This is a genomic window from Bacillus sp. KICET-1 (assembly GCF_027721405.1).
In the GTDB taxonomy this organism is placed as follows: domain Bacteria; phylum Bacillota; class Bacilli; order Bacillales; family Bacillaceae; genus Bacillus; species Bacillus velezensis.
Genome location: NZ_CP113515.1, coordinates 3,336,631 through 3,349,034 on the forward strand (window position 1 = coordinate 3,336,631; position 12,404 = coordinate 3,349,034).

Genomic DNA, 12,404 nt, shown 5'->3' on the forward strand with positions numbered 1-12,404 from the left:
TTTTAGTCAGCTATCTTAGTAACCTGTATAATATTAGGAAGTGTTGAAAGCTCGTCAAGCACTTCTTCTTCAATATTCTGATCGACCTCAATCGTCATCAGCGCAAGCTGGCCGACGTCCTTACGCGCCACTTCCATATGTCCGACGTTGATGGAGAATTTCGCAAGCACATTGGCAACGCCTGCAATCGTGCCGAATTTATCATTGTGAACGACTAAAATAGCCGGATGGTTTCCGGAAAGACGCAGCTCAAAGCCGTTGAGCTCCGTGATTTCTATTTTTCCGCCGCCGATGGAAATACCGGTAAGGGCAAGCTCTCCCTCATCATCAGAAATGACGATACGCGCTGTATTCGGATGAACGGGCACGGCATCCTCTGTACGGAACTCTACATATATGCCCTTCTCTTCCGCAATTTGAATCGCTGTTTTAATCCGTTCATCAAATGTATCAAAATCAAGCAGGCCGCCGATAATCGCGACATCAGTGCCGTGACCCTTATACGTCTCCGCAAATGATCCGTAAAAAGACACAATGATCCGGCGGGGCTCCCGCCTGAATAGGCTTCTGGCCACTCTGCCGATCCGGGCGGCGCCTGCGGTATGTGAACTGGACGGACCGATCATTACCGGGCCGATAATATCAAAAACGCTTCTATACTTCATGCTGGTTTGTTCCTCCTTAACATCACTTCATTCAGCGCTTTTCTTTAGACTAATTGAACATTTCTCAATTGGCAAGCAGGCACACTGCCGCACTGCCGCAGGTAAATAAAGACATAAGAATAGAAGGGCCTGATAAGCCCTTCTATTCTGCCGCAAATATATATGGATACAGAGGCTGTCTGCCGTTATGGATTTCAACCTCGATATCTTCACAGACGCTAGCAATATACTCAGCGAGTTTCTCAGCTTCTTCTTCCGGAGCGTCCTCTCCGTACAAGATGGTGACAATTTCATCTTCTTCCCCGATCATTTCATCCAGCAGCAATTTTGCCGCACTCATCCGATCTTCGGCGCTGCCGATAATTGAACTGTTTAAAATGCCGATAAAATCACCTTTTTTAATATCTTTGCCGTCAATATGGGTGTCTCTGACTGAATATGTCACCTGTCCGCTTTTCACATTCCGGATGGCCTCAAGCATATTGGCTTCATTTACGTCAGCCGGCTGGTCAGGGTTAAACGCAAGCAGGGCGGTCATGCCTTGAGGGACCGTTTTTGCCGGAATGACAATGACATTTTCTTCAGCCACGCTCGCCGCCTGATTGGCAGCCATCACAATATTGGAATTGTTCGGAAGAATGAAAACCGTCTCCGCATTGACAGACTGAACGGCTTCAACAATATCTTCCGTGCTCGGATTCATTGTCTGGCCGCCTTCGATTACGTGTGAAGCGCCGATGCTCGTAAACAATTCAGAAATGCCCTCTCCCATTGCCACAGTCACGATGCCAAAAGGCTTGCGGGCTTCTTTCATAACGCCGGCCGGCTTTTTTTCATCATGTTCTTGGCTGATGATTGAAGTATGCTGTTCCCTCATGTTTTCAATTTTAATTTTAATCAAATCGCCGTAACGCTGTGCGAGATTGAGTACGTTCCCTGGTTCTTCGGCATGAATATGGACTTTCGCCAGCGTATCATCAGCCACGACCAGCAATGAATCGCCGAAACGGCTCAGTTCGTTTCTGAACGTCTCTTCCTTGAACGTCCGTTTATCTTGATCCAGCCTCACCATCACTTCCGTACAAAATCCGAATTCAATGTCTTCTGTACTCAGCATGCTTTGCGCGCTTTTATGATGCTCGGCATTCACCATATCATCGAGTGCCGGAAGAACCGCTTTTTTCGGTACGGCCTCTCCTTTTAAAGCAGCCAAAAAGCCTTCATATACACAAAGCAGACCTTTTCCGCCGCTGTCAACGACACCGACGTCCTTTAAAACAGGAAGCAGATCCGGCGTGCGGTTCAGCGACGCTTCCGCTTCTTCAATAACGGCCTCCATGACCGAAATAATATCGGTTTCTTCTTTGGCCGAGGCGACCGCTTTTTTAGCCGCATCCTTAGCCACGGTTAAAATCGTTCCTTCAACCGGTTTCATGACCGCCTTATATGCCATATCCACTCCCGCTTGGAGTGCTGCGGCAAATTCTTGGGCGTCTATTTGGTTTTTGTTTTCAATGCTCTTTGTGAAACCTCTGAACAATTGGGACAAGATCACCCCTGAGTTTCCTCTCGCTCCCATAAGCAGGCCTTTTGACAGGGCGATGCCGACTTTGCCGATGTCGGGTGAGTCAATGTGCTCTACCTCTCTTGCACCGGATGACATCGATAAATTCATATTTGTTCCGGTATCGCCGTCAGGCACGGGAAACACGTTCAGCGCATCCACCGCGGATGCGTTTTGAGACAATGTCTCAGCCCCCGCCAGAATCATTGCCGCAAAAGCTCTCCCATCTAAGTTTCGTCTAGACAATACTCATCCTCCTCACTACGGGTTCGTTACTCGTACGCCTTGGACATAAATATTTACAGAATCAACTGCAAGTCCGATTGTTTGATTTACTGTGTATTTTACCTTCGTCTGAACATTGTGGGCTACTTCGGATATTTTAGTGCCGTAGCTGACAATAATGTACATGTCGATATGTATTTGTTCGGCTTCCTGACGGACATGTACGCCTTTTGCGAAGTTCTCTCTCCGGAGGATTTCAGACAAACCGTCTTTAATCTGGTTTTTTGAGGCCATCCCCACTATTCCGTAACAGTCAATGGCAGCGCCTCCGGCAACCATTGCGATGACTTCGTTGGATATATCAATCTGTCCGTATTTTGTCTTCATTTCAATGGACACACAGGTTCCTCCTTCAGGTGCATAGAGTTATCATTATTCTACTATATGTATCCCATTATGAAAAGAAAAGATACAGACAGCGGCCTTCAGCGCGGAAATGTGATTGGTTTTACATGTCAAGTGATTTTTCTTGAAAGTAAGGGAAACAATAGTTGCAAACGGTTTTTAGCTGTGGTAAATTATTTAAAGTATTGTATAACGAAAGCATCTGAGAAACTATGTTTGAAAAGATGTTTCGCGCAGTTAGGAGGGAAACAAATGGCACGTAAATGTTTTATTACAGGTAAAAAAACAAAAGCCGGAAACAACCGTTCTCACGCAATGAACGCTTCTAAGCGTACTTGGGGCGCCAACCTTCAAAAGGTCCGCATCCTCGTTGACGGCAAACCTAAAAAAGTGTATGTATCTGCCCGGGCTTTAAAATCCGGTAAAGTTGAGCGTGTATAAGCAAAAATGAACGCCTGCCCTTTTATGCGGCAGGCGTTTTTTATGCGTTCAAAGAGGGCAATTTCAGCTTCTTGGGCTTACTCTTTTCTAAATGAGCCCAGCATCGCCCGGACAATTCCTCCTAAAAACTTCGGCAATTTAATGGTATAAAATTTCATTTTGTCCCCTCCTATAAGTCCCGTATCCGCTGCGTTCATCACTTTAGGATTCATGGTTTTTTCCGCATATGGCAGAAGCCGCTTTTTAATCCGCGCTCCTTACCATTATTAATATGCCTTTTGCAAACGAAAAAGTACCTCGTGAATGAATGAGTTCGTTACTAATACATAGTGTGGAACCCAGAGGAATATGACAATTATCAAGGGGATATTTAAAACCGTCGAGTGTCAGGCCGTCTGCCGCTTCCGTAAATGGAATGAAAGAAATATAGCGTCTGCGCGCTTTTTCTTCAATTGTATAACGGCCGGGCCCGAACATCTGAATGTCATTCTGCCGGTCGATCAGCTCGACATCGGTATTCTTATGTAAGGCTTTATACAGCAGCTGGATGTTCCCTAAAAAGTGATCGGCTCTTCCGCCCGTCACACCGAACATCCGAATGGTTTCCGGTTCTTTTTGTAAAGCCCAGTCAAGGGCGAGTTCAAGATCGGTATAATCTTTTTCCGCCTGATACACATGGAGGGCCGGCGCCGCTTTTTGAATCTGCATGAGCTCCTCTTCCGTAATGCTGTCAAAATCACCGAAAGCTTCCTGCGGAATGATTCCGGCTTCCAAAAGAGAAACCGTCCCTTTATCGACTCCGACCCACGTCGTATCTCCGTCTGTGTATTCGGATAGATCGGGAATAAGTTCCCGCGGGCCGCCCGCAACGATATTGATTGTCTTCATATGTTTTCCTCTCTCTTAGACGCGAAAAGAGCCGGCGGCTTTCACCGGGCTCTTTTTCAGCATGTTTATTACGCGTTTCGGATGTCAGCGATGGCTTTTTTCCGATCCGGCTGATTATATACGGCAGACCCGGCAACAAGCAGATTGGCGCCCGCTTCAGCGCATAAAGGGGCTGTTTCTTTATTAACGCCTCCGTCCACCTCGATTAAAAGCTCAGACAGGCCTTTCTCCTCAGCCAGCTGTTTGACCTGACGGATTTTCGGCAGAACCGAATGAATGAAGCGCTGGCCGCCAAAACCGGGGTTAACCGTCATTAACAGCACAAGGTCAAGTTCCTCGATCACATGTTCAATCATTTGGACGGGCGTATGCGGATTGAGCACAACTCCCGCTTTTACCCCCTGCTCTTTTATCAATTGAATGGTCCGGTGAAGATGCGGACACGCTTCAGCATGAACGGAAAGGATGTCCGCGCCGGCTTTTGCGAATGCCGGTATGTAGCGGTCCGGGTTTTCAATCATAAGATGGACATCCAGCGGCAGATCAGTCACCGGACGGACGGCTTCAACGATAAGCGGCCCGATTGTAATGTTAGGGACGAAATGGCCATCCATGACATCAATATGGATATAGTCCGCCCCTCCTTTTTCCACGTCTTTAATTTCCTCGCCCAGTGAAGCAAAATCGGCGGAAAGAATTGATGGCGCAACCTTAATCATATTAATACCTCGGCTTTCTCTCTTTTATTTCCTGCATAAATTCTTTGTAATGCTCATAACGGTACGGCTGAATCTCTCCTTCTTCCACCGCTTGCTTTACCGCGCATTTCGGCTCCTTAAGATGCAGACAGCCTCTGAATTTGCAAGAGGCGCTTATTTCTCTGATCTCAGGGAACGTGCTGCCCAGCTCATCTTCCTCAATGCCGGTAAATTCAAGCGAACTGAACCCCGGAGTATCCGCCACCAGACCGCCTGATGTATGAATGAGCTCCACATGGCGCGTCGTATGTTTTCCGCGTCCCAAATGCGCGGAAATCTCGTTTGTTTTCAGCTCAAGCTCCGGGCTGATCGCATTTAAAAGCGAAGATTTTCCGACTCCCGACTGACCGGCAAACACCGTCGTTTTGTTCTCGAAGTGTTTCACAATGCCTGTTAAACCGCTGTTTTCTTTTGATGACGTCACATATACGTCATAACCGATCCCCTGATAGTCTTTCACGTAAGAAAGTATCGCCTCTTTCGATTCCCCGTCTGCAGCTAAGTCCATTTTGGTTATGCAGATGATCGGGTGAATGCCGTTGGCTTCCACAAGGACGAGAAAACGGTCCAATAAAGACGTGCTGAACGCCGGCTGAACGGCAGAAAAGACGAGAACGGCCTGATCGACATTTGAAATCGGCGGCCTGATCAGCTCGTTTGTTCGTTCTTTGATTTCCAGCAAGTAGCCTTCTTTATCATTTTCAGCCTGATAAACGGCATAATCGCCGACCAGAGGCGTTATTTTATTTTTTCTGAAAATGCCCCGGCCCCTGCATTGAATGATCTTGTCCTGTGATTCATCCAAGACATAATAGAATCCGCTTAACGCTTTTATAATTTTGCCCTCAGGCATAGGGTCCCTCCTTGTCAGTCATTATCTTTCGGGTATTCAATCGTTTTGTAGCTGACGACTTTATGATCGACCATCACTTGGTAATACCCCTTCTGTCCCTGATCAATCTTCAGTTCAATTGTTTTTTCAGTCGGCTCTTTTATTTTAAATGAGTCATACGTATCAGAGATGCTGTGGTCCTTATCATCGATGGCGATTTGCACTTCAAGCTCGTCCCCTTCATGTTCGGGTTCGTAAGGAATGCTGATTTTTTCTTTTACCGTTTTCGCCGGTTTTTCTTCAGGTCCGAGCGAGAACGTCACTTCAACATTACTTCCCGGCTTAACCGCAGTGCCGGCTGCCGGCTCTTGCTTCATGACTTGTCCTTTTGGCACGTCATCTGAATGGGCTTGTTTTTCAACAAGCTGCAGGCCGTTATCTTCAAGATACCCTGAAGCCGCTTCTTTGCTGTAAGTCTTTAAGTCCCTCAGCGTAACGTCCGCCGGGCCGAGGCTGACCGTTAGATTGACTTCATCGTCGCTTCCGACCATGTCGGTGCCGGCTGACGGGTCCTGATCAATTACGGTGCCGGCCTCGCTGTCATCGTTCTCTTCTTTGACATTGACATGTTTGAAGCCTTTGTCCTTCAGCGCTTTTTTTGCGTCGCCGATCTGCCGCCCTTTCACGTCGATCAGCTGGGTTTTCGGTTTTCCGATGCTTTTGTACAGTTTTACAGAAGAGCCTTCTTTAACGGTAGACCCCGCTTTTGGGTCCGTTTTGACCATTAATTCCTCTTCTATTTTGTCATCTTCAATGTCCGTTATATCAGGATCCGCCCGGAGCCCGTTCTTTTCAAGCAGTGCTTCCGCTTTTTCGTACTTCATGCCCCGTACGTCGGGGACGCTTACATCTTTAGGCATAAATAAAGACGGGAACACAGTGACAGCAAGAACAGCCGCCATAATGAAAATGAAACAGACGGACAGCAAAACCCACGGCCATTTCCGTTTTTTCTTTTTGGCGGGCTGCTGTTCCTTATCATCCGTCTCCCCCGGCGTTTCCGCCTGAGGCGCGGCTTTTGCGCCGTCAGCAATAACGGGAATGGCTTTTGTCATTTCCTCATCATCCTGAACGGAAAATTTTTGTTCATTCAGCCTGCCGGCGTCAAAAGCCGTTCTGATGTCCGCTTCCATGTCCTCGGCGCTTTCATAGCGGTGAAACGGGTCTTTAGCGGTTGCCTTTAAAATAATGTTTTCGACGCTCTGCGGAATGGAAGGGTTCCACTTTCTGGCGGAAGGCGTTTCTGTTTGCAGATGCTTTAGCGCTATGCTGACGGCTGATTCTCCGTCAAAAGGGATCTTACCTGTTAAAAGCTCAAACAGCACGATGCCGAGCGCGTAAATATCTGATTTTTTCGTTGCCAGACCGCCTCTCGCCTGCTCCGGAGACAAATAATGAACCGAGCCCAGCACAGAATTCGTATGTGTGATTGTCGTAGACGTAAGCGCTGTGGCGATGCCGAAATCCGTCACCTTGATATGCCCTAAATGATCTATCAATATATTGTGCGGTTTAATATCCCGGTGCACGATATGGTTTTGATGGGCATGGGCGATGGCCGAGACGATCTGCTCCATAACGGACAGCGCTTCTTTCGGATGAAGCGGCCCGTGTGCGGTTATGTATTCCTTTAATGTCATGCCTTCCACATATTCCATGACAATGTAATAAATATCGCCTTCCTCCCCGATATCGTAAATACTGACGATATTCGGATGATCGAGGCTTGATGCCGACTGTGCTTCTCTTCTGAAACGCCTGATAAAATCAATGTCATTCACAAAGTCAAACCGCAGAATTTTAATTGCGACTTCACGTTCGAGAATGATGTCCTCAGCTAAAAAAACGTTTGCCATTCCGCCGCCGCCAATGGGCCGGAGGATATGATAACGCCCGCTGATCCGCTTGCCGGTTAGCACTTGTCTTCACCCTCTTTTGCATCTGCGGAAAACTCAATCAACACAGCCGTGATGTTATCTTCGCCGCCGTTTTGATTCGCTTTGCTGATGAGAAGGTCTACTTTTTCCTGAGGATCAGATTCGGCTTGAAGCATTTGTTTGATCTCGTGATCTTCTATTTTATTTGACAGTCCGTCAGAGCATAAAAGCAGCTGATCGCCGTCAGACAGTTCAAAAGAACGGGCGTCGGAACTGATGGTTTCATCTGTCCCCAGCGCTCTCGTCAATACATTTTTCCGCGGATGGTGCTCGGCGTCCTCTTTCGAAATTTCCCCCGTCTTGACCAGCTCATTCACAAGCGAATGGTCTTCAGTCAGCTGAGTGAATTCCCCATCTTGAAGCAGGTAGCATCGGCTGTCACCGATATGAGCCACAGTGACAAACTTCCCGGTGAATAAGGCGCAAACAACGGTGGTGCCCATTCCCCGGCATTCTTCATTCGCTTTAGCGTGGTCATGTACTTTGACATTCGCCTCATGAATCCGGTCTTTCAGCCAATCCTCGCAAGCAGACGGCAGAGAAGGAACCGTTTCGGTCCGGTTCCACTGCTCTTCCATCGCCGCAACCGCCATCCTGCTCGCTACATCTCCGGCAAGATGACCGCCCATGCCGTCGGCGACAACCGCAAGCACCGCGTCTTCTTTTGTGAAAATGCCCGCCGCATCTTCATTATGCCGGCGGACTTTACCTGTATCTGTTTTCAAGGCTGTAATCAACCTCTTCACCTCGTCTCGTCTTGACGCTCCTTCGCGCGAAGCTGACCGCAGGCCGCGTCAATGTCATGGCCTTGCTCTCTTCTGATCGTGACATTTACACCGCGGGATTTTAACGTTTTTTCGAATGCGAAAATCTGATCTCTCGGTGTGCGGACGTAATCCCGTTCAGGCACATAGTTTACCGGAATTAAATTGACATGGCATTTCACGTCTTTTAACAGTTCTGCAAGCTCTTCTGCATGTTCGACCTGATCATTTACGCCGCCGAACAGCCCGTATTCAAAGCTGATCCGTCTGCCTGTTTTCTCGATGTAATATTTGACGGCCTCCATAAGGTCAGGAAGCTTATAGGCTTTGTTAATCGGCATCAGACGGCTTCTGATTTCCGTATTCGGAGCATGCAGAGAAATCGCGAAATTGATCTGCATTTTTTGATCGGCGAAATCGTAAATCTTCGGAATGATTCCGCTGGTGGAAACTGTGATATGACGCGCTCCGATGTTCAGCCCTTTATCGTGGTTAATGATTTTCAAGAAAGCGAGCATTTCGTTAAAGTTATCAAAAGGTTCACCGATTCCCATGATCACGACTGAGCTGACGCGTTCATCCGTTTCATCAAGCGCCTTTTGCACTTTCACGACTTGAGCGACGATTTCTCCCGCTTCAAGATTCCGTTTCAGACCGCCGAGCGTTGACGCGCAAAATGTGCAGCCGATCCGGCAGCCGACCTGTGTCGTTACACATACAGAATTACCATACTCGTGTCTCATTAAAACCGTTTCGATCGTATAACCGTCATGAAGCTCAAATAAAAATTTCATCGTGCCGTCTTGAGATGTCTGTTTTACAGCCGTTTTCAGCGTTGTCAGCACAAAATGGCTCTGGAGTTTTTCACGCAGGCTTTTTGAGAGGTTTGTCATTTCATCAAATGAAGAAACCCGCTTTTCATAGAGCCATTCAAAAATCTGTGCCGCGCGGAACGGCTTTTCGCCATTCTCAGTCAGCCATTGTTTGATTTCATCTAATTCAAAAGAGTAAATGGACGGCTGCTCAGTCCGCAGCTCTTTCCGTACGCTTGTCTTTTTTAATTGTGTCATTTTTTATCCCTTCTTTCTCATGCTGCTAATAAAGAAACCGTCTGTTCCGAAATAATGCGGAAGAATTTGAAGGCTTCCATCCTGAACAAAGGGTCTCGCCTTTTCAGGCAGCCGCTTTTCAAGAGACAAATCGGGTTCAAACTCAGGGTGTTCTTGTATAAACGCATGCATAACTTCTTCATTTTCTGTCCGGTCCATTGTACACGTACTGTATACGAGTGTGCCACCTTTTTTTACTAATGGGGCGATTTCCCTTAAAATGCCGAGCTGGATTTCTGACAGCCGTCTGCTGTCCTCCGGCGTCTTCGTATATTTCATATCGGGTTTTCTTCTGATGACGCCGAAACCTGAGCAAGGGGCATCAACGAGAATACGGTCAAACCGTTCTGCGCCAAAGGCCTCTCCCGCTTTTCGCGCATCCATCGTTTGTGCATCGATGATCGTAAGTCCGAGCCGTTCTGCGCCCTCTTTAATCAGCTTCACTTTATGGCGGTGAAGATCAAGCGATGTGAGGCTCCCCTCGTTCTCCATCAGTTCCGCAATGTGAGCCGACTTTCCGCCCGGTGCGGCGCATGCGTCTAAAACGGTTTCGCCCGGCTTCGGGTCCAGCGCCCGCGCGACAAGCATTGAGCTTTCATCCTGTATGGATACCCGGCCGTTTTGGAAAAATGCCGTGTTCGCGATGCTTCCTTTTAAAAGCTTAATCGCATCAGGAGAAAGGTCTCCGGCTTCTGCTTCCAGACCGGCATTCTCCATCTCATTCAGCACCGTTTCCCTGTCGCTCTTTATGTGATTGACACGGAGCGTCTGCTTCGGCGGAATGAGATGAATCCGGCAGATCTTTTCAGCCGCCTCAAAGCCGTACGCCTCGACCCACTCTTTTACGAGCCATTCGGGATGGCTTGTCTCTGTAGAAAGACGGAGAACCGGGTCTTCAATTTCAGCGAATGACGGCGCCCCCTCACGCTGCAGGGAGCGGAGGATGCCGTTGACAAAGGACGCAATGCCCTTATGCCCGCGTTTTTTGGCGATTTCAACCGCTTCATGGATGGCGGCGCGATCCGGAATTTTTTCTAAATACTCCATTTGATACGCGGACAGACGAAGCAGCTGAATCACCCACGGCTTCACCTTATTCGGCTTGCGGATAAAAGGCTTCAGCATAAAGTCTAAGGCGATTTTATTTTGCAGCGTTCCGTAGACAAGCTCTGTCAGCAGTCCTCTGTCCTGATCGCTGAGCGTATTCGTTTTGATAACCGATGTAAGAAGCAGGTTGCTGTATGCCTGATTTTGCTCAAGCTTCTCAAGCGCTTCAAGGGCGAGCTCCCGGACATTAATTTTTTTCATTTGCTTCTCCTAACACGTCACCGGGCTGCACATTTTTGCCCCTTACAAAATCTTCGCCCTTCATCCGTTTTTTTCCCGCCGGCTGCAGCTCTGTGATTAAAAGGGCGGTGCTGTTTCCTGATGCGACGACAATGCCGTTTTGCTCCGTGCGGATGACTGTTCCGGGCGCAGCTTCAGTTTTTGCCGCAACTTTTTCAGAAGCCCATACTTTAATATTTTGACCGTTCAAAGTTGTATAGGCGACAGGCCAAGGGTTTAAACCTCTGATCTGGTTGTAAATCTCTTCTCCGGGCTTTGCCCAATCAATCCGCTCCTGCTCACGCTTAATGTTAGGCGCGTAAGTCGCTTTTGATTCGTCCTGTTTGATCGGTTTAATATTCCCGGAAATGACGTTCGGAACGGTCTCTGACAAAAGCTTTGCCCCCGCTATGCTTAATTTGTCGTGTAGCGTGCCGACGTTATCCGTTTCATCAATTTCCACTTCGATTTTCGAAATCATATCGCCCGCATCAAGCTTTTCAACCATATACATGATCGTCACGCCCGTTTTCTTCTTGCCTTGGAGAATCGAATAATGTATCGGCGCTCCGCCTCTTAATTCAGGCAATAGTGACGCGTGTACGTTGATACAGCCGTATTTCGGGCCGTCCAGCAGCTGCTTGGGCAGGATCTGTCCGAATGCCGCCGTAACAATCAGGTCCGGCTTCAGGCTGAGCACTTTTTCTATTTCTTCTTCGAGCCTTACTTTTTCGGGCTGAAGCACGGGAATGCCGTGACGTTCAGCTTCAGCCTTTACAGGAGGGGGCGTCATGATTTTTTTTCTGCCTTTCGGGCGGTCAGGCTGCGTAACGACACCAACCACTTCATATCCGTCTTCAATAAGCGTGCGCAGGACGGGAACTGAAAAGTCGGGCGTTCCCATAAAAACGATCCTTGTCATCCAATCATCCTTCCATTTCTGCCAGTTCTTCTTCAGTGTAGTAAGCCGTAATTTTTGATGTGAATAAAATGCCGTCTAAATGATCCATTTCATGCTGAACGGCTCTGGCCAAAAAACCCTCCGCTTCTAAAATAAACGGTTTTCCTTTACGGTCGTGGGCTTTTACCTTTACGTAATCCGGGCGGGTGACATCGCCGTAAACCCCGGGAAAGCTTAAGCAGCCCTCGACTCCGGTCTGTTCACCGCTCTTTTCAAGAATAACCGGATTTACAAGGTCGATCCGGCCGCTTTCTTCACCGATGTCCACGACGGCCGCTCTTTTTAAAATGCCGATTTGCGGCGCGGCGAGGCCGACGCCATCCATTTCGAGCATCGTATCGTACATATCGTCAAGCAGTTTTTTTAATTTTTTATCAAACACTGTCACTTCATCGGCAGGTGTTTCCAGAACCTCCGCCGGGTGTGTGACGATTTTTTTCACAGCCAAAATTTTGCCCTCCAAAAACTA

At 48.0% G+C, this 12,404-nt stretch carries 14 protein-coding genes; 1 reads left to right on the plus strand and 13 read right to left on the minus strand.

Annotated features, from left to right (window positions below; all coding sequences use genetic code 11):
• Positions 1-2: 2 nt before the first annotated feature.
• The 3 genes from sdaAB to OVA33_RS16825 all read right to left on the minus strand — a co-directional run bounded on the left by sdaAB (position 3) and on the right by OVA33_RS16825 (position 2,853).
• Entirely contained in the window at positions 3-665 is a 663-nt protein-coding gene (sdaAB, locus tag OVA33_RS16815) for an L-serine ammonia-lyase, iron-sulfur-dependent subunit beta (protein WP_017417764.1), read from the minus strand.
• A gap of 142 nt (positions 666-807) precedes the next feature.
• On the minus strand, positions 808-2,475 hold the full coding sequence (locus tag OVA33_RS16820) for a DAK2 domain-containing protein (RefSeq protein WP_014417751.1): 1,668 nt from the start codon (positions 2,473-2,475) through the stop codon (positions 808-810).
• Positions 2,476-2,490: 15 nt separating this feature from the next.
• Positions 2,491-2,853: an Asp23/Gls24 family envelope stress response protein gene (locus tag OVA33_RS16825; protein WP_003154327.1), complete on the minus strand. Its 363-nt coding sequence runs from the start codon at positions 2,851-2,853 to the stop codon at positions 2,491-2,493.
• Between the two features lie 258 nt (positions 2,854-3,111).
• Here OVA33_RS16825 and rpmB point away from each other — a divergent pair, with 258 nt between their 5' ends.
• Positions 3,112-3,300, plus strand: coding sequence for a 50S ribosomal protein L28 (gene rpmB / locus OVA33_RS16830; RefSeq protein ID WP_003154328.1), 189 nt, complete (start codon positions 3,112-3,114; stop codon positions 3,298-3,300).
• Positions 3,301-3,377: 77 nt separating this feature from the next.
• Here the strand turns inward: rpmB and spoVM are convergent, their stop codons facing one another.
• The 10 genes from spoVM to def form a co-directional block, all read right to left on the minus strand.
• Positions 3,378-3,458: a stage V sporulation protein SpoVM gene (gene spoVM, locus OVA33_RS16835; RefSeq protein WP_003154329.1), complete on the minus strand. Its 81-nt coding sequence runs from the start codon at positions 3,456-3,458 to the stop codon at positions 3,378-3,380.
• Between the two features lie 85 nt (positions 3,459-3,543).
• On the minus strand, positions 3,544-4,188 hold the full coding sequence (locus tag OVA33_RS16840) for a thiamine diphosphokinase (RefSeq protein WP_014417750.1): 645 nt from the start codon (positions 4,186-4,188) through the stop codon (positions 3,544-3,546).
• 68 nt (positions 4,189-4,256) lie between these two features.
• Entirely contained in the window at positions 4,257-4,907 is a 651-nt protein-coding gene (gene rpe, locus OVA33_RS16845; protein ID WP_014417749.1) for a ribulose-phosphate 3-epimerase, read from the minus strand.
• 1 nt (position 4,908) lies between these two features.
• Positions 4,909-5,799, minus strand: a complete 891-nt coding sequence (gene rsgA / locus OVA33_RS16850) for a ribosome small subunit-dependent GTPase A (protein WP_014417748.1) — start codon at positions 5,797-5,799, stop codon at positions 4,909-4,911.
• A 14-nt stretch (positions 5,800-5,813) separates the two neighbouring features.
• Positions 5,814-7,757, minus strand: a complete 1,944-nt coding sequence (pknB, locus tag OVA33_RS16855) for a Stk1 family PASTA domain-containing Ser/Thr kinase (RefSeq protein WP_017417763.1) — start codon at positions 7,755-7,757, stop codon at positions 5,814-5,816.
• Positions 7,751-8,512 (minus strand): Stp1/IreP family PP2C-type Ser/Thr phosphatase, encoded by a 762-nt coding sequence (locus OVA33_RS16860; RefSeq protein WP_017417762.1) that lies wholly within the window; start codon positions 8,510-8,512, stop codon positions 7,751-7,753. The genes pknB and OVA33_RS16860 overlap by 7 nt, the downstream gene beginning before the upstream one ends.
• 5 nt (positions 8,513-8,517) lie before the next feature.
• Positions 8,518-9,609 carry a dual-specificity RNA methyltransferase RlmN gene (gene rlmN, locus OVA33_RS16865; RefSeq protein ID WP_017417761.1) on the minus strand — a complete coding sequence of 364 codons (1,092 nt, stop codon included), beginning with the start codon at positions 9,607-9,609 and terminating at the stop codon, positions 8,518-8,520.
• A 3-nt stretch (positions 9,610-9,612) separates the two neighbouring features.
• Positions 9,613-10,956: a 16S rRNA (cytosine(967)-C(5))-methyltransferase RsmB gene (gene rsmB / locus OVA33_RS16870; protein ID WP_014417745.1), complete on the minus strand. Its 1,344-nt coding sequence runs from the start codon at positions 10,954-10,956 to the stop codon at positions 9,613-9,615.
• Complete coding sequence (gene fmt / locus OVA33_RS16875) at positions 10,943-11,896, minus strand: methionyl-tRNA formyltransferase (protein WP_017417760.1); 954 nt, start codon at positions 11,894-11,896, stop codon at positions 10,943-10,945. The genes rsmB and fmt overlap by 14 nt, the downstream gene beginning before the upstream one ends.
• Positions 11,897-11,900: 4 nt before the next feature.
• Positions 11,901-12,383, minus strand: coding sequence for a peptide deformylase (def, locus tag OVA33_RS16880; RefSeq protein ID WP_029325903.1), 483 nt, complete (start codon positions 12,381-12,383; stop codon positions 11,901-11,903).
• Positions 12,384-12,404: the final 21 nt, after the last annotated feature.

Coding starts and splice junctions, on each gene's coding strand:
- sdaAB (WP_017417764.1), bottom strand. CDS start 665: ATGAAGTATAGAAGCGTTTTTGATATTATCGGCCCGGTAATGATCGGT.
- rpmB (WP_003154328.1), top strand. CDS start 3,112: ATGGCACGTAAATGTTTTATTACAGGTAAAAAAACAAAAGCCGGAAAC.
- spoVM (WP_003154329.1), bottom strand. CDS start 3,458: ATGAAATTTTATACCATTAAATTGCCGAAGTTTTTAGGAGGAATTGTC.
- OVA33_RS16840 (WP_014417750.1), bottom strand. CDS start 4,188: ATGAAGACAATCAATATCGTTGCGGGCGGCCCGCGGGAACTTATTCCC.
- rpe (WP_014417749.1), bottom strand. CDS start 4,907: ATGATTAAGGTTGCGCCATCAATTCTTTCCGCCGATTTTGCTTCACTG.
- rsgA (WP_014417748.1), bottom strand. CDS start 5,799: ATGCCTGAGGGCAAAATTATAAAAGCGTTAAGCGGATTCTATTATGTC.
- rlmN (WP_017417761.1), bottom strand. CDS start 9,609: ATGACACAATTAAAAAAGACAAGCGTACGGAAAGAGCTGCGGACTGAG.
- rsmB (WP_014417745.1), bottom strand. CDS start 10,956: ATGAAAAAAATTAATGTCCGGGAGCTCGCCCTTGAAGCGCTTGAGAAG.
- fmt (WP_017417760.1), bottom strand. CDS start 11,896: ATGACAAGGATCGTTTTTATGGGAACGCCCGACTTTTCAGTTCCCGTC.